Genomic DNA, 14,119 nt, shown 5'->3' on the forward strand with positions numbered 1-14,119 from the left:
ACCCCGACCCGCCGCTGATACCGTGGGCAAAGATGAACAGCGCCGCGAACGAAGCGAATGGGAACGCCAACAGCCATCCCGTGGCGCCCTTGTCAATCAATGCCCCGACGATCCCGTACACCGCCAGCACCGCCACCAGCCGCACGATAAAGCCCACCTGGCTCTCTTGCCACATGCTCTTCATCACCAGGAACAGGCCCAGATACAGGCCCAGGACCAGCAACCCTGCGAATGGATAAGCCAGCCAATGAATAAGGGATATCTCGCGCACGAAGTTATCGGTCAGCAGCACGCCGGCGATGTAGCCCAACAGCACCAGCACGGTGTAAAACGCCGCCCTCGCCTGCCACAACGCGCCGAAAGTAGCGCCACCGATCAGCATGCACAGGGGCAGCAACAGCAAATAGACCGGCCAGTCCTTGCCGCCCGCAACCGCGACCAGCACCACGGTGACAACGACCACCGCCATCAGGGCCCGGCGCCAAGGGAGTTTTTCGGCGCCCATCAATACCCCGACCACCCCGCCAAACATGAATGCCAGGAGTACCGCATACGCTTCAGGCGGGAAACCGGCCTTGGCCACCTCGGGCAAATTGCCCCCGTCCACCAACAGTGTCAGGTCGTCCACCGCCTGCTGCACGCCGCCTGCGTAATCGCCCTGGCGAAACGCCGGGGTGATGTGTTCCTCGATGATGCGGTGGGCCAGCAGGTCGGTGACCACGCCCTCCAGGCCGTAACCGACTTCGATCCTAACCTTGCGATCGTCCTTCGCCACCAGCAGCAGGATGCCGTCGTTGACGTCCTTGCGCCCCAGTTTCCAGGCACGGAACAGTTGGTTGGCAAAGTCCTCGATGCCAACGCCCTGGGTGCTCGGCAGCAGCATCACTGCCACCTGTGCGCCCTTGCGTTGTTCCAGACCGGCGAGTTGCGTGGTCATACGCGATTGAGTGGCAGCGTCGAGGGTTTGGGTCAGGTCGATCACGCGCTGGTCCAGCGCAACCGTGACCGGCGCCGGGGGAACGGTATCGGCCCACACCTGTGAGCCGGAAACGATCAGTAGCAAGCCCAAGACACATTGCCGTAGGAACACCATCATGTTTTGTTACCTGAAGTTTCATCCTGAATCGGCCGACTTTACCCTATCGACGCTATAAACAGGTGACCCGACGCCACCGACTATCTAGACTTACGCCACCCCCACACACGCCCTACACGAGAACGCCATGGACCTTCAGCAGCGCAACAATGTCAGGGTGTATGGCAGCGGTCCCTCGACCCTGGTTTTCTCCCATGGCTTCGGGTGTGATCAAACCATGTGGAATTATCTGTTTCCTCATTTCACCGGGCGTTTCCGTGTGGTGCTGTATGACCTGGTGGGGGCTGGCCAGTCCGACCTGGGCGCGTACGACGGCGAAAAATACAGCTCACTCGCCGGCTACGCCCATGACCTGGGCGAGATTGTTGATGAATACGCCGTGGGCCCGGTGGTGCTGGTGGGGCACTCCGTCAGCGCGATGATCGGCGCCCTGGCCGATCGCCAGGCGCCCGGAACAATCGCCGCCCATGTGATGATCGGTCCTTCGCCGTGCTATATCGATTCCGGTGACTACACGGGCGGGTTCACCCTCGACGATATCCATTCGTTGCTCGATACCCTCGACAGCAATTACCTCGGCTGGTCCAGCACCATGGCCCCGGTAATCATGGGCGCACCCGGACAACCTGCCCTCGGCGAAGAACTGACCAACAGTTTCTGCCGCACCGAGCCGGACATCGCCAAGCGCTTCGCACGGGTAACCTTCCTGTCGGACAACCGCCAGGACATCGCGGGCCTGATGACCCCCACCCTGATTCTGCAATCCACCGACGACTTGATCGCACCGGTGTGCGTCGGTGAGTACCTGCATGCCGCGTTGCCCGCCAGCACGTACTGCCTGGTCGATAACGTGGGGCATTGCCCGCACATGAGCGCACCCGGCGCCTGTTCAGCGGCCATGGACAGTTTCCTGTTGCCATGGGTAGGTGCCGATGCCAGTCGATAACCTGTCGTTGCCGGATCCTCAACGTTTGTTCGACGGCGCGCCCTGCGCCTTGGTGGTTACCCGGGAAGACGGCACCATCGTGCAGGCCAACCAGTGCTTCAGCGACTGGACCGGCTTCAGCATCGATGAGTTGAAAGAACGACGGTTCCAGGACTTGCTGACGATGGGCGGGCGGATCTTCCATCAGACGCACCTGGGGCCGCTGATGAAAATGCAGGGCTCCATCGCTGAAGTAAAACTCGACCTGCTGCACCGTGACCGGCGCACCGTCACGGTATTGCTCAACGGCGTCAGGTACGAACATGCCGGCATTGCCTATAACGAACTGGCCCTCTTCGGCACCACCGACCGCGACAAGTACGAGCGTGAACTGCTCAATGCCCGCAAACTGGCTGAAGCCTTGTTGCAGGAAAAGACCGCCACTGAAGTCGCGCTGCAGCAGGCCCAGGCCGAACTGAGCAGCGCCTATGAAATCGCCCAGCGCCGGGCGCTGTTTGCCGAACAGATGGTCGCGATTGTCAGCCATGACCTGAAGAACCCGCTGACCGCGATCAAGATGGCCTCGGAGTTCCTCGCCCGTGGCGAGCGCAGCCCCAAGGAGCGCCAACTCCTGGGGCATATCGGCCTGTCCACCGAACGGGCGCAGCGGATGATCGCCGACTTGCTGGACTTCACCCAGGCCAGAGTCGGCCAGGGCATCAGCATCAATCCCATAGCACTCGACCTGCACGCCGTCACCCGTGACAGTCTCGACGAGTTGCAAGTGGCGTTCCCCACGGCGACCCTCGAACATCACGCCACGGGCAGCGCCCGCACGTTCCTGGATGCCGACCGCATACAACAAATCATCGGCAACCTGGTGGCCAACAGCGTGGCGTACGGCGACCTGCAACAGCCGATTACCATCACCTCGCACCAGGACGCGCAAGAGAGCCGGCTCTCGGTGCATAACCACGGCCCGGCCATTCCCGAAGCGTTGATGGCTGGCTTGTTTGAGCCCATGACCCGAGGCACGGAGCAGGACAGTGAGGTGCGTAGCGTTGGCCTGGGGCTGTTTATCGTGCGGGAAATTGCCAAGGCCCATGATGGAGGTGTTTCGGTGAGCTCAAGCCCGGACCGGGGCACTACCTTCAGTGTGCACTTTCCATTGCGCCACCCATGAGCGCGGCAGCCACAGTGCCGTGAACAACGGTTTGGACAGCCCCCGTCAACACCACGCCGCCACGTCCATCCCAATGCACCGTCACGGTACCGCCATCGCATTGCACGTCGACGGTGTCATCCAGCAGCCCACGACGAATCCCGTTGACCACCGCGCCACAACAGCACGAGCCCGAGCCTTGCGGGATACCGCCGCCCCGTTCCCAGATGCGCAGGCGGATATGACCCCGGTCGAGTACCTGCACGAAATGCACATTGGTCTTGTTGGAGAACAACGGGTGGGTTTCCAGTGACGGGCCAACCGCCGCAATATCGACCGTCGCCAGGTCATCGACAAAGAAGGTGCAATGCGGGTTGCCCATGCTGCACGCCGCCGGGTTGCCCTCCAGCGGCAAGCGTTCGGTGTCCATCGCTTGCGCCAGCGGAATAGCTTCCCAGCCCAATGACGGCGGCCCCATGTCCACCGACACCCGCTGCGCCGATTTGCGCACGCAGGTCAGCAGCCCCCGGTTGGTTCGCAGCACGAGGGTGGCAGTGCCGGCTTCGCGCATCAGCATGTCTGCAACCCCGCGGGTGGCGCTGCCGCAGGTGTCGAGCGGGGTGCCGTTGGGGTTCCAGAATTTGATACGGGCGGCCGCGTCAGTGCAATCAAGCACCACGGCCAATTGATTGAAGCCGATGCCGCGATGACGGTCACCCAGGCGGCGGGCGATTTCAGCGGTGATCGGGTCATCCTGGCCGCGCCGGTCGATCACGATGAAATCATCACCGTGGGCGTGCATCTTCACGAACTGCAAAGTCATGGGGCGTCCTGTTCTCGACCGGGCTTGGCGGGCTAGGATAGGGGGCTGGCGGGTATTTCATCAAATTCCCATCACGGGCATGGTAGCGTGGCTGCGCCCCGATCGGGTCAATCCATCCCTGAGGAACAGCATGCTCCAACGCCCTCTGCACACCGTGGCCCTCGCCGCGCTGCTCGCCGCGTTCGCCAACGCCGCCTTTGCCGCGCCCCAGGTCCTGAGTGCCTGCCAGCCCGCCACTTCGAATCCGACCTCCAAATCACTGCTGGCTGCCGCCCAGCGCCACCTCGGCGACCAGCCCGACGCCCTGCCCCATCTGCACACCGAAGGTACCCTGCCGAACCACGGCATCCGCGAGCAAAGTATCGCCGCCGAGAAGGATTGGCCAGTCATGCGCCAGGCGGCCCTGGCCTGGCGCCTGAGCCGCGACACGCGCTACCTCAAGCAAGTGGATGACTACCTGAGCGCGTGGGCCAGCACCTACCAGCCGGACTTCAACCCGATCGACGAAACCAACCTCGACATGCTGATCAGCGCCTACGCCCTCACCGCCAGCGACCTTCGCCCCCAGACCCGCGACGCCACCCGCGCGCTGCTGACCAACCTGGGCAATGGCTATATCGAGCGCATCAAGCAGTTCCACGGCGAAAAGAAAGCCACCAACACCAATAACTGGCAGAGCCACCGCGTAAAACTGGTCACGGTGGCCGCCGCCGCACTGGGCGACCGCGAGATGCTCGAACAGGCCTTCCAGCTGTTCCGGCAACAGATCAACGACAACGTACTGCCCGACGGCTCGGTGAGCGACTTCCAGGACCGTGACGCCCTGCACTATGTGGTCTACGACCTGGAGCCGCTGGTGCAGGCCGCATTGGCGGCCAAGCCCTACGGCATTGGCGGCAACTGGCTGGACGTCACCGCGCCCCACGGTGGCTCGCTGAGCGAAGCACTGGACTGGCTGGCGCCGTATGCCAAAGGCCAGCGCAGCCACGAAGAGTTCGTGCATACCCACGTGCAGTTCGACCGGGACCGGGCCCGCGTAGGTGAGCCTGGCTACAGCGGCGAATGGAACCCGAAAAGCAGCAACACGCTGTACTGGCTGGCGGCGCAGTTGGACGCCCGGTATCTGCCGGTGGCCGAACAACTCGCGCCCAAGCCTTCGGACTGGATCAGCGCCTGTTATTTGAAGTGAGTCGCCCGGTAGACTGAGCCGACTCACCCATTCGAAGGATCGACCATGCTTATTGTGTTCAGCGGCCTGCCCGGCACCGGGAAGACCACGATTGCCAAGGCCCTTGCCGGCCAATCCGGCGCCGTGTATCTGCGCATCGACACCATCGAGCAGGCCATCCGCGATGCAGGGGTCCTGGAGCAAGGTGTGGGCAGCAGCGGTTACCAGGTGGCCAATGCGCTGGCCTTGAGCAACCTGTTGCTGGGCCGCACGGTTGTCGTCGATTGCGTTAACCCGGTGGCTGAAAGTCGTCAGGCGTGGCGCGACACTGCGCTAAGCGCCGGTATGCCGCTGGTGAATATCCAGGTGGTGTGCTCCGACCCACACGAACACCAACGCCGCGTGGAATCACGCACCAGCGATATTCCGGGGCTCACGCCGCCCACCTGGCAGTCCGTCCTGGCCCATGAATATGAGCCATGGGCCGAGTCGCCATTGACCGTCGATACGGCGCGCTTGTCTTCCCATGAGGCGCTGACGATGATCAACGCACAGCTAAGCGCCTAGAGCGCACTCTCCATCGCCTTCATCAACACCGGGTCGCGCCCGTAAATGTCCGGCGCGTAGAGCAACGCGCCCTTGCCATCGACCTGCACCGTCCAATACCCCAGCAGCACCGGTACCGGCGTCGCGAGCCGGAACTCGTGGGTGGTTTCCGTCGCCAGCAATTCTTCGGTGCGGATCTTCTCCGACGGGCTCACCAGGAAGTCGCGCAACAGCAGCGGCTGCTCAACCCTCACACATCCCGAACTGAAGGCCCGCGGGCCCTTGGAGAACAGCGGCTGGCTCGGCGTGTCGTGCAAGTACACCGAATACGGGTTGGGAAAGCGCAGCACGATCCGGCCCAGCGGGTTGCGCGGGCCGGCGCCCTGGCGCAGCAGAATGTTGCCGGGGTGCGACCAGTCGACCTGTTCCGGTGCCAGCGGGTTGCCCTGGCTGTCGAGCACTTGCAGGTTCTGCTGGCGCAGGTATTCGGGGTTCAGGCGGATCGCCGGCAGCTTGTCCTCGCGCATGATGGTGGGCGGGATGGTCCAGGTGGGGTTCAGGGTCAGCCGCGTGATGCGCGACTTCAGCAGAGGCGTCTGGCGGTCGGCGCGGCCGACTTGCAGGCGGGTTTGCCACACGGGCACGCCGCCCTGGTAGAAGCTCAGTTGCGCCGCGGCCACGTTCACCAGCACGCCCTCGGGTTCCAGGTCCCGGGACAGCCAGCGAAACCGTTCAAGGTTGATGCGCAATTGTTCGCGGCGAATCGCCGGGCTGATGTTCAGCTCGGTGACCGTGCCGGGGCCGATCACGCCGTCGGCTTGCAGGGAATGGCTCTGCTGGAAGGTCTTGACCGCGTTGACCAACTCGCCACGGTATTGCGTCCCCGCGGAGGTGGCGCTCAGGTAGCCGCCATTGACCATTCGCCGCGCCAGTTGCGGCACTCGCGAATCGTCCATGCCCGGGCGCAGCAACGGGCCGCTGGCCACGGCTTCCCAATGCTGCAACGGTTGCTGGCGCAAGGCGGCGTAGGCACTGCGCAGGCCAAGGTATAGCGGCGCGCTCGGGCGGGCCTGGTCGAAGGCTTGGGCGACGTTCTGCATGCCGGCCTCGGCCATGGCGAGCAATTGGGTGTCGGGGTCCGGGGCCGGTTGCGAATGCCAGACGGGCTCGAAGCGCGACTGCTGCAAGCGGCCGAAATGCAGGTCCTGCAGGGCTTGCAGGTACTGCTGGCTGGTACCGATATCGATGCACAGCACGTTCCCCGTGGCATCCGCCGGGGGCAGTCTATAGTGAGTCGGGTCCAGGCCATCGTCGGCCAGCAACTGCAGTTGGGCTAGCAATGCGGCGCGGCGATCCCCCTCGGACCACAGCACCACGTCGCCCTGCTGCTGATAAAACGCCTGCAAACGCGCCAGGGAAGGCGCATCGACCTGCCCGGCCGGGCCTGGGCAAACGGTCGACAATTGCGAGAGCGCCAATTGCACCGGGGCCGGCGACACCACCAACAGGTCTTCGGCTGTCGCGACCAGCGGTGCAACGAGCAGGCAAATGCTCAAGTAACATGCGTGTTTTTTGAACAATCGCTTAGCTCCCATCCACGGCGGAGATGCTTTATACATGCTGACCTTTTGCTGCCGACTCGGCCTGATCATCTCGACCTTTGCCTCGCTGAGCACCGTTGCGCTCGCAGACACGGGTAAACCTCTTACTCTGTATAGCAGCCTCGCCCACGCCGCTCCAGAACTCAACCCCGATGTACTGAAAAGAGCCTTGAGCGCCATGCAATGCGCGGTGGGCAATGGCATCGAACAGTCCGACCGGCTGGCGGTGATCGACTATTCCCAACCTTCGACCGCTCGTCGCCTATGGATCTTCGACCTGCGCAAGAAGACATTAGTGCTGCGGGATTTGGTGGCCCACGGACAAAAATCCGGGGAAAACTTCGCCACCCAGTTCTCCAACCGTGAAGGCAGTTACCAGTCCAGCATTGGCTTGTTCCGCACCCAGGAGAGCTACGAAGGCGCCCATGGCTACTCGCTGCGCATGGACGGCCTGGAACCGGGTTTCAATGACCGTGCACGGGACCGCGCCATCGTGATCCATGCCGCCGACTATGTAAGCCCGTTGTGGAGCAAGCGCGAAGGCCGTATCGGCCGCAGCCAGGGTTGCCCCGCCGTACGCCCGCAGGTAGCGCGCCAGGTGGTGGACAAACTCAAGGACGGCCAGTTCATGTTTTCCTGGTACCCCGACCAGCGCTGGCTGAAGTCCTCGGCTTACCTCAACTGCAAGCCGCGCCAGATGGCGAGTGCCGGTACTGTCAAAGGCGGTTGATGCTCTCGCTGTTGCCGTGCACCATGCGGCTCACGCCACCAGGAACTCCACCGTGTTCCTGGGCTTGATGAGAGAGAGAACCTGAGATGCTTTTACATCAATCCACCTGGATCGAGATTGGCCAGTTTCTGGAACGCAGCCGCAGCATCGTGATTCCCATCGGCTCCAACGAACAACACGGCCCCACCGGCCTGTTGGGCACCGACTGGATGTGCCCGGAAATCATTGCCCATGAAGCGCAGAAGAACGCCGACATCCTGATCGGCCCGACCTTCAACATCGGCATGGCCCAGCACCACCTGGGCTTCCCGGGCACCATTTCCCTGCGCCCTTCGACTTTTATCGCGGCGATTGGCGATTGGGTACGTTCGTTGGCAGGCCATGGTTTCGAGAAGATCCTGTTTCTCAATGGCCACGGCGGCAATATTGCCTCGATCGAAGCGGCGTTCTCCGAGCTGTATGCCGAAGCCAGCTTCAGCGGGCGCCCGTCGGGTTATGCGCTGAAACTGTGCAACTGGTGGGACCTGGAAGGCGTGAACGAACTGGCGCACCAGCAGTTCCCGGTGGGCCATGGCAGCCATGCCACGCCGTCGGAGATTGCCGTGACCCAATGGGCCTACCCGGACGCGATCAAGTCGGCTGACTACTCGCCGCAAATCGCCAACACCGGCCCGATCCGCGAAGCCCGCGACTTCCGCGCGCGATTCCCGGATGGGCGCATGGGTTCAGACCCGGCGCTGGCCACCCCGCAAAAAGGCGGTGAGTTGGTGGCGTTGGCGGCCAAGGGGTTGGTGAAAGCGGTCGATACGTTCAGCAGCGAGCCAAAGCCGAGCTGAATCATTCGCTCAAGACAATGAAGATCAACTGTGGGAGCTGTCGAGCTTAAGCGAGGCTGCGATGGGATCACCTCGGTGTCACTGTCATACCGCAGCGATGCCATCGCAGCCTCGCTTAAGCTCGACAGCTCCCACATCAGATCCTCGCTCGTCGATTACAGGCAATCCTGCGCCGCATGCTCGAACCGCGACGGCTTGAACGTCGATGCCAACGGCTTGCGCTCGTACAGGAACACCTTGCCGCCGTCCTGGGACTTGTAGACTTCGAGGATGTTGTCCGCGGCGATCTTGCTGCTCACCACGATCCGGGCATGCCGCGAATTCTGCGTGACCGTGGAGGTCATGCCGTTTTTCTCGAACTTGGGCACCACGCACTGCACGTAGGCTTCAGGGTCCTTGGCGGTTTGCAGGGTAAGGGTTGGGGCATTGGGGGCGGATGCACAGCCCGTCATCAATAAAGAAGCAGAAGCCATCGCTGGCACTAACAACACGCGCATAAAAATTCCTGAAAAATAAACGAAGTGGGCTAACCGGCAGCGACCAACGCCTTGAGCGAGGCATCGAACTGCTTTAATGCGTTCAACTGAACGTCGCGCTGCTGCCCAATCTGTGCAGCGATCTGGGGCGCCGTTTTGTCATGTACCCACACATTAGGCAAGTGCATTTGCATCGAACCCTCGGCTTTGGCGATGTATTGCAGGTCAAGGTCATAGAACTTGGCAACAAACCGCGCTTCCACCCGATCATTACGCTGGGTCAGCAATTGGTTGTAGGTATCGAGCATCACCACCACATCCGGGTGCGCCTGCAACAGCGCATCAAGGTTGTCGTAACGGGTGACCGAGGCAAAGGTGTGCCGCAACGACGCCATCAGCCAGTCAATCGCCAGGTCCGGGTCGGAACTGTCGACGAAGGCCTGGCGAATCTGCTCGTCCAGCTGGCCCTTGGCACCATTGACCGCCATGGCGTGGTAGCGCGCCAGGTACTCAAGGTTGTCGAGGGTGTTGTCGCTGTAGAGCACGCCGACCGATTGCGAATGCTGCAACCCGACCGGGCTGGCGACGATTGGCGCCAGGTGGCTGGCTTGAAGCCCCCCGGCCGACGCAGAGCCAACCATTGTGCTCATCAGCAGCGCCACCAGGGCCAAACCGGTAAAAGTCCTCATCGCAGGGTCCTTGCACATCATGTTCAATGATGGCAATTGTCCTCCTTTTTCAGAAAAACAGAACTCGCAATACTTGATGGTGACTATTATCTAGAGCAATAGTGTCGTGCAGGCCGCCTCACACAAAATGATAAGGAACGCCTATGAAGCCCCACCAGAAAACCTTCGATCGCATCCGTGAAGCTGTGCTTCCGGAGTTTCGCGAGCGGGTTGCCGATTACCTGGTCGACTATGAGGAAGTGCTGCTGGACAACGCCGCCGAACCGGAAGTGGTCTACGCGATTGCCCAGCAATTGCGTGGCTACTTGCGCGGCTTGAACACCACCCGGGTGCTGGGCATGGCCGACTGGGAAGACCTTGACCGCCGGGTGGTGCAAAGCTGGCTGGTGCTGCTCAAAGCCGAATAGCACCGCGCCTCAAGCTCAGCGTATATCCACGCGATAACGGAAATGTTCGGCGTGGCCACGGCCGCGTCGCAACTCCAGGGGTTGGCCGGCGTAATCCCGGGCCAGCCGCTCGATCACCATCACCGGGCTGCCCACCGGCACCTGCAACCAGCGGGCCCACACGTCATCGATGGACTCGGCGGTGAGGGCTTCCTCGGCAGAAGCGACTACTTGCCCGCAGACTTCTTCGTAAGTGGGGTACAACAGCAATCCCTGCCGGGTCAGATCCACGTCCAGCAGCGCCTGGAACCGCTCGCGCGGCAGCCAGATTTCCTCGGCCAGCACTGGCCCGGTGTCCAGCACGTGTACCCGCACGATGCAGATTACCGGCGCATCCGCTGCCAGCCCCAGCACCTCGCTCACCGACAACGGCGCCTTCACCGGCTTGACCGACAGGATCCGGCTCTGCGGCAGTTGGCATTCACCGCCCGGGCCCTGGAAGCGGAAACACCGGAACAACGACGACTGAAACTTCGGGCGGCGCACAAACGTACCACGGCCCTGCTGGCGCTCCAGAATGCCCTCGCCCACCAATGCCTCGATCGCTTTACGCACGGTGCCGGTAGACAGCTGGTACTGGGTGGACAACACCGCTTCAGGGGGAATAGCCGCACCGGCACGCCAGTGATTATTGGCAATCTGCTCAATCAGATGATCCCGAAAACGCTGGTACAACGGCAGGCGGGAGTCACTCGACAGTATATTCATGGATCAGGATTCACTTAGTAATTAAGGAGGTGACTACAGCGACGGTCGTGCCTGCTTGACCCATTCCTGGACCGAAGGCCGTTGCCATTGGTGCTGGGCATACGCCACCAGGTTGGCGGGCACGCTGTCACCGTTGAGGATCAGCCGGTTGAGCATCACGGCCAGGTCCACGTCGGCAATCGACCACGCGCCGAACAGGTAGTCGCGACCGTCGGCCAACAGCGCCTGCGCCGCGTTGATCAGCGTGTGGGCCGCTGCTTCAGCAACCGGCGACAGCGGTTCGCCCTTGAGCCCGTAAAACACCACCAGGGTCGAGCGTTCCTGCCGAATCGGCATCAAGTCACTGCGCAACCACGCCTGCACCTGCCGCGCCCTCGCCCGCTGGCGGGGTTCGGCCGGGTACACCGGCACCTGCGGGAACACATCCTCCAGGTACTCGGTTATCGCCGACGACTCGGACAGCGCAAACTCACCCTGCACCAGGGTCGGTACGCGCCCCGTCAGCGACAAGTGCGTGTACGCGTCAGTCTGGTTCTCGGCCGTGTCGAGGTTCAAGGTGAGCAGTTCAAATTCAAGGCCCTTTTCCCGCAGGGTCACAAACGCCGACATCGCGTAGGGACTGGTGAAATGGGCGTCAACGTACAGGCTCAGCGGGCGATGGTTCACGGCGACATCTCCTTGGTGGGAGCACCACACTACGAGATCCCGCCGCGCAAATGAAATGCGCGGTTTTTATGGGGGCATTCCTGGCTGGAATACCATCGATAATGGCAATACTATGGCCCCTTGAACCCACCCGTAACGCCCCGAAAAGCGGATCAAGGAACGATCACTAGATGAAACAAGCGGTTGTCGTCATCCACGGAATCGGCGAGCAGCGCCCGATGGATACCCTGCGTGGCTTCGTCGAAGCGGCGATCCCGGCGGACACCCCCGAGGCGACGCCTTTCTACTGGAGCAAACCCGACCGGTTTTCGCGCAACTTCGATTTGCGCGTGTTGAAGTCGGCGGGTCGCAACACCACCGATTTCTACGAGTACTACTGGGCCCACAAGATGCAGGGCACCAAGGTCGGGCACCTGCTCAGTTGGCTATGGGACATTTTCAAGCGTCCGCGCCGGGATATCCCGACGGCCATCGTGCCGATCTGGCGCGCCACGCGCTGGGCCTTGCTGGCCCTGCTCGTGCTGCTGGTCAGCGGAACCCTGGCGACGCTGTATGGCCGATTCCCCCACAGCGACAACCCCTTCGCCCTGGTCCCGGTGCTGCTGGCGGTGATCGGCCTGGCCCTGAAGTACTCGGCACTGTCATACCTTGGCGATGCCGCCCGCTACCTGAGCCCCAACCCGCAGAACGTGGTGGTGCGCGAACAGATCCGCGCCGATGGCGTCGACCTGCTGCGCGCCCTGCATGACAAGGGTGATTACGACCGCATCATCGTCGTCGGCCACAGTTTGGGCAGCGTGATTGCCTACGACATCGTCGGCTACCTGTGGCACGAGCATCACGATCAGTTACGCCCCGGCGGCCCGGAACTCGCCGCCCGCTACGCCAACCACGAGCGATTGCAACCGGTGGTCCAGGACACGCTGCCAAAGGCTGGAAACGCCCTCGACGGCCGCCTGCAAAGCCTCCTCAGGTTCCGCGAACAGCAAGCCGAAGCCTTTATCGAACAACGCAACCTCGGCAACCCGTGGCGCATCACCGACCTCGTCACCCTCGGCAGCCCGATGGCCCACGCCAGCCTGTTGCTGGGCCGCAGCGTGAGCGACTTCAAGCGCCGCATCGAACGCCGCGAAGCCCCCGCCTGCCCGCCGACGCTCGACGATAAGGGCTACGGCTACAGCGGCCGGCTGCCCGTCACCGTGGGCGGTCGCCCATTTTCACCCCTGTACTTGCACCATGCCGCGGCCTTCGCCGTGACCCGTTGGACCAACCTCTACTTCCCCGCGCCCCTGGGCCTGTTTGGCGACATCGTCGGCGGCCCGGTCAGCCCGGTGATGGGCCCCGGCGTACTGGACCTGCCGGTCAGCGTGGGCAAATGGAAAGGCTGGCTCGCCAGGTCCTGGCTCAGCCACACCCATTACTGGAGCGAACGCGGCGGCGCCAAGGGCTACCTGAATAAACTGACCACCGATGACGCGGCGATTACCCAAGGCGAACGTCCGTCGGCGACTGAAGCGTTGCGTTGGGCGATTGATCTCAAGGGGGTGCGGCGTTTTCGCCAGGCGGGCGTCAGAGACTTAGTGGCTGAACCCGAGGCCTAGCCCGAAAAGCCACCGTCCTCCAGGAACGCCCGCTCCTCCTCTGTCGTGACCCTGGCCAACACCTCATTACGATGAGGAAAGCGTCCGAACCGCTCGATGATGCGGGCGTGCTCCTTGGCCCAGCGGTAGGTATTGGCATCAAGGTCCTTGTTCAGGGCCAGCGACAGCTGTTGATCCCCGGGATCTTCAGAATGCTCGAAGGGCAAATAACAAAACGCCCGCAACGGGGTTTCGATCGACTTGTCCATCCCCGCCTCGACCATCTGCCGCGCGTACAAACGCGCCAGCGGGTCGGTGGCGAACATATGCGCCGTGCCACGGAAGGTATTGCGCGGGAACTGGTCCAGCAGTAACAGCAACGCCAGCGCGCCTTCCGGCGTTTGCATCCAGCTCTCCAGTTCGCGCCGGGCCGCCTGCAAATGCGTAGTGTAGAAAGCCTCGCGAAAACGCCGGTCAAACCCTTCATCCTTGGCAAACCAGAGCTTGGGCCCCGCCTGTTTCCAGAACTCAATAACCGCCATTGCTGCATTTTCGATCGTCGTCACAATCCTCTCCTCACTCACTCCACAAATTTCATCATCACTCTAAACAAAATCTATAAAGTTTCGGAACGTGTCTGAATGTTTCCACCGCACACAGGTCTTGT

Annotated in this window: 16 protein-coding genes; 8 read left to right on the top strand and 8 right to left on the bottom strand. The window is 62.3% G+C overall.

All coding sequences use genetic code 11. The annotated features are described in order from the left end of the window. Positions 1–1,096 (bottom strand): TPM domain-containing protein (locus AC3WKX_RS18905; protein WP_102605983.1); only part of this gene is annotated, 1,096 nt, incomplete at its 3' end. 127 nt (positions 1,097–1,223) lie between these two features. On the opposite strand from AC3WKX_RS18905, the gene AC3WKX_RS18910 reads away from it, so the two are divergent. Together AC3WKX_RS18910 and AC3WKX_RS18915 are read left to right on the top strand one after the other, a co-directional pair. After that, on the top strand, positions 1,224–2,042 hold the full coding sequence (locus AC3WKX_RS18910) for an alpha/beta fold hydrolase (RefSeq protein ID WP_102605984.1): 819 nt from the start codon (positions 1,224–1,226) through the stop codon (positions 2,040–2,042). Beyond that, positions 2,029–3,204 carry a PAS domain-containing sensor histidine kinase gene (locus AC3WKX_RS18915; protein WP_102605985.1) on the top strand — a complete coding sequence of 392 codons (1,176 nt, stop codon included), beginning with the start codon at positions 2,029–2,031 and terminating at the stop codon, positions 3,202–3,204. Before AC3WKX_RS18910 ends, AC3WKX_RS18915 begins: the two co-directional genes overlap by 14 nt. Here the strand turns inward: AC3WKX_RS18915 and dapF are convergent. Continuing rightward, positions 3,173–4,006, bottom strand: a complete 834-nt coding sequence (dapF, locus tag AC3WKX_RS18920; RefSeq protein WP_102605986.1) for a diaminopimelate epimerase — start codon at positions 4,004–4,006, stop codon at positions 3,173–3,175. The two genes, AC3WKX_RS18915 and dapF, sit on opposite strands and share 32 nt — an antisense overlap. Positions 4,007–4,136: 130 nt before the next feature. On the opposite strand from dapF, the gene AC3WKX_RS18925 reads away from it, so the two are divergent. Next, the gene (locus AC3WKX_RS18925) at positions 4,137–5,195 is read left to right on the top strand and encodes an alginate lyase family protein (protein WP_008435376.1); all 1,059 of its coding nucleotides are present in this window, start codon (positions 4,137–4,139) and stop codon (positions 5,193–5,195) included. A 45-nt stretch (positions 5,196–5,240) separates the two neighbouring features. Then, positions 5,241–5,741: a P-loop nucleotide/nucleoside kinase family protein gene (locus AC3WKX_RS18930; protein ID WP_102605987.1), complete on the top strand. Its 501-nt coding sequence runs from the start codon at positions 5,241–5,243 to the stop codon at positions 5,739–5,741. On the opposite strand, the gene AC3WKX_RS18935 is transcribed toward AC3WKX_RS18930, so the two are convergent. After that, positions 5,738–7,300, bottom strand: a complete 1,563-nt coding sequence (locus tag AC3WKX_RS18935; RefSeq protein ID WP_102605988.1) for a L,D-transpeptidase family protein — start codon at positions 7,298–7,300, stop codon at positions 5,738–5,740. The two genes, AC3WKX_RS18930 and AC3WKX_RS18935, sit on opposite strands and share 4 nt — an antisense overlap. A 37-nt stretch (positions 7,301–7,337) precedes the next feature. On the opposite strand from AC3WKX_RS18935, the gene AC3WKX_RS18940 reads away from it, so the two are divergent. Both AC3WKX_RS18940 and AC3WKX_RS18945 read left to right on the top strand, forming a co-directional pair. Further along, positions 7,338–8,051 carry a murein L,D-transpeptidase catalytic domain family protein gene (locus AC3WKX_RS18940; protein ID WP_023658766.1) on the top strand — a complete coding sequence of 238 codons (714 nt, stop codon included), beginning with the start codon at positions 7,338–7,340 and terminating at the stop codon, positions 8,049–8,051. A gap of 86 nt (positions 8,052–8,137) precedes the next feature. Beyond that, complete coding sequence (locus tag AC3WKX_RS18945; RefSeq protein ID WP_102368837.1) at positions 8,138–8,887, top strand: creatininase family protein; 750 nt, start codon at positions 8,138–8,140, stop codon at positions 8,885–8,887. Between the two features lie 155 nt (positions 8,888–9,042). On the opposite strand, the gene AC3WKX_RS18950 is transcribed toward AC3WKX_RS18945, so the two are convergent. Then, positions 9,043–9,384 carry a hypothetical protein gene (locus tag AC3WKX_RS18950; protein WP_003210199.1) on the bottom strand — a complete coding sequence of 114 codons (342 nt, stop codon included), beginning with the start codon at positions 9,382–9,384 and terminating at the stop codon, positions 9,043–9,045. A 29-nt stretch (positions 9,385–9,413) separates the two neighbouring features. Then, entirely contained in the window at positions 9,414–10,052 is a 639-nt protein-coding gene (locus AC3WKX_RS18955; protein ID WP_023658765.1) for a hypothetical protein, read from the bottom strand. A 143-nt stretch (positions 10,053–10,195) separates the two neighbouring features. Here AC3WKX_RS18955 and AC3WKX_RS18960 point away from each other — a divergent pair, with 143 nt between their 5' ends. Then, the gene (locus AC3WKX_RS18960; RefSeq protein ID WP_008435390.1) at positions 10,196–10,459 is read left to right on the top strand and encodes a hypothetical protein; all 264 of its coding nucleotides are present in this window, start codon (positions 10,196–10,198) and stop codon (positions 10,457–10,459) included. 15 nt (positions 10,460–10,474) lie between these two features. On the opposite strand, the gene AC3WKX_RS18965 is transcribed toward AC3WKX_RS18960, so the two are convergent. Further along, positions 10,475–11,206 (bottom strand): GntR family transcriptional regulator, encoded by a 732-nt coding sequence (locus AC3WKX_RS18965; RefSeq protein WP_003210205.1) that lies wholly within the window; start codon positions 11,204–11,206, stop codon positions 10,475–10,477. 33 nt (positions 11,207–11,239) lie between these two features. Next, positions 11,240–11,872, bottom strand: a complete 633-nt coding sequence (gene yfcF, locus AC3WKX_RS18970; RefSeq protein ID WP_102605989.1) for a glutathione transferase — start codon at positions 11,870–11,872, stop codon at positions 11,240–11,242. A gap of 170 nt (positions 11,873–12,042) precedes the next feature. Here yfcF and AC3WKX_RS18975 point away from each other — a divergent pair, with 170 nt between their 5' ends. Further along, positions 12,043–13,473 carry an alpha/beta hydrolase family protein gene (locus AC3WKX_RS18975; RefSeq protein ID WP_102605990.1) on the top strand — a complete coding sequence of 477 codons (1,431 nt, stop codon included), beginning with the start codon at positions 12,043–12,045 and terminating at the stop codon, positions 13,471–13,473. Here the strand turns inward: AC3WKX_RS18975 and AC3WKX_RS18980 are convergent. Further along, the gene (locus tag AC3WKX_RS18980; RefSeq protein ID WP_102605991.1) at positions 13,470–13,994 is read right to left on the bottom strand and encodes a DUF924 family protein; all 525 of its coding nucleotides are present in this window, start codon (positions 13,992–13,994) and stop codon (positions 13,470–13,472) included. The genes AC3WKX_RS18975 and AC3WKX_RS18980 overlap by 4 nt on opposite strands. Between the last annotated feature and the right edge of the window lie 125 nt (positions 13,995–14,119).

Source organism: Pseudomonas sp. GP01-A4 (assembly GCF_058780865.1).

What these genes read in the sequence shown, in the direction of transcription:
- AC3WKX_RS18910 (WP_102605984.1), top strand. Translation starts at nt 1,224, where the DNA reads ATGGACCTTCAGCAGCGCAACAATGTCAGGGTGTATGGCAGCGGTCCC.
- AC3WKX_RS18915 (WP_102605985.1), top strand. Translation starts at nt 2,029, where the DNA reads ATGCCAGTCGATAACCTGTCGTTGCCGGATCCTCAACGTTTGTTCGAC.
- dapF (WP_102605986.1), bottom strand. Translation starts at nt 4,006, where the DNA reads ATGACTTTGCAGTTCGTGAAGATGCACGCCCACGGTGATGATTTCATC.
- AC3WKX_RS18925 (WP_008435376.1), top strand. Translation starts at nt 4,137, where the DNA reads ATGCTCCAACGCCCTCTGCACACCGTGGCCCTCGCCGCGCTGCTCGCC.
- AC3WKX_RS18930 (WP_102605987.1), top strand. Translation starts at nt 5,241, where the DNA reads ATGCTTATTGTGTTCAGCGGCCTGCCCGGCACCGGGAAGACCACGATT.
- AC3WKX_RS18940 (WP_023658766.1), top strand. Translation starts at nt 7,338, where the DNA reads ATGCTGACCTTTTGCTGCCGACTCGGCCTGATCATCTCGACCTTTGCC.
- AC3WKX_RS18945 (WP_102368837.1), top strand. Translation starts at nt 8,138, where the DNA reads ATGCTTTTACATCAATCCACCTGGATCGAGATTGGCCAGTTTCTGGAA.
- AC3WKX_RS18950 (WP_003210199.1), bottom strand. Translation starts at nt 9,384, where the DNA reads ATGCGCGTGTTGTTAGTGCCAGCGATGGCTTCTGCTTCTTTATTGATG.
- AC3WKX_RS18955 (WP_023658765.1), bottom strand. Translation starts at nt 10,052, where the DNA reads ATGAGGACTTTTACCGGTTTGGCCCTGGTGGCGCTGCTGATGAGCACA.
- AC3WKX_RS18960 (WP_008435390.1), top strand. Translation starts at nt 10,196, where the DNA reads ATGAAGCCCCACCAGAAAACCTTCGATCGCATCCGTGAAGCTGTGCTT.
- AC3WKX_RS18965 (WP_003210205.1), bottom strand. Translation starts at nt 11,206, where the DNA reads ATGAATATACTGTCGAGTGACTCCCGCCTGCCGTTGTACCAGCGTTTT.
- AC3WKX_RS18975 (WP_102605990.1), top strand. Translation starts at nt 12,043, where the DNA reads ATGAAACAAGCGGTTGTCGTCATCCACGGAATCGGCGAGCAGCGCCCG.
- AC3WKX_RS18980 (WP_102605991.1), bottom strand. Translation starts at nt 13,994, where the DNA reads ATGGCGGTTATTGAGTTCTGGAAACAGGCGGGGCCCAAGCTCTGGTTT.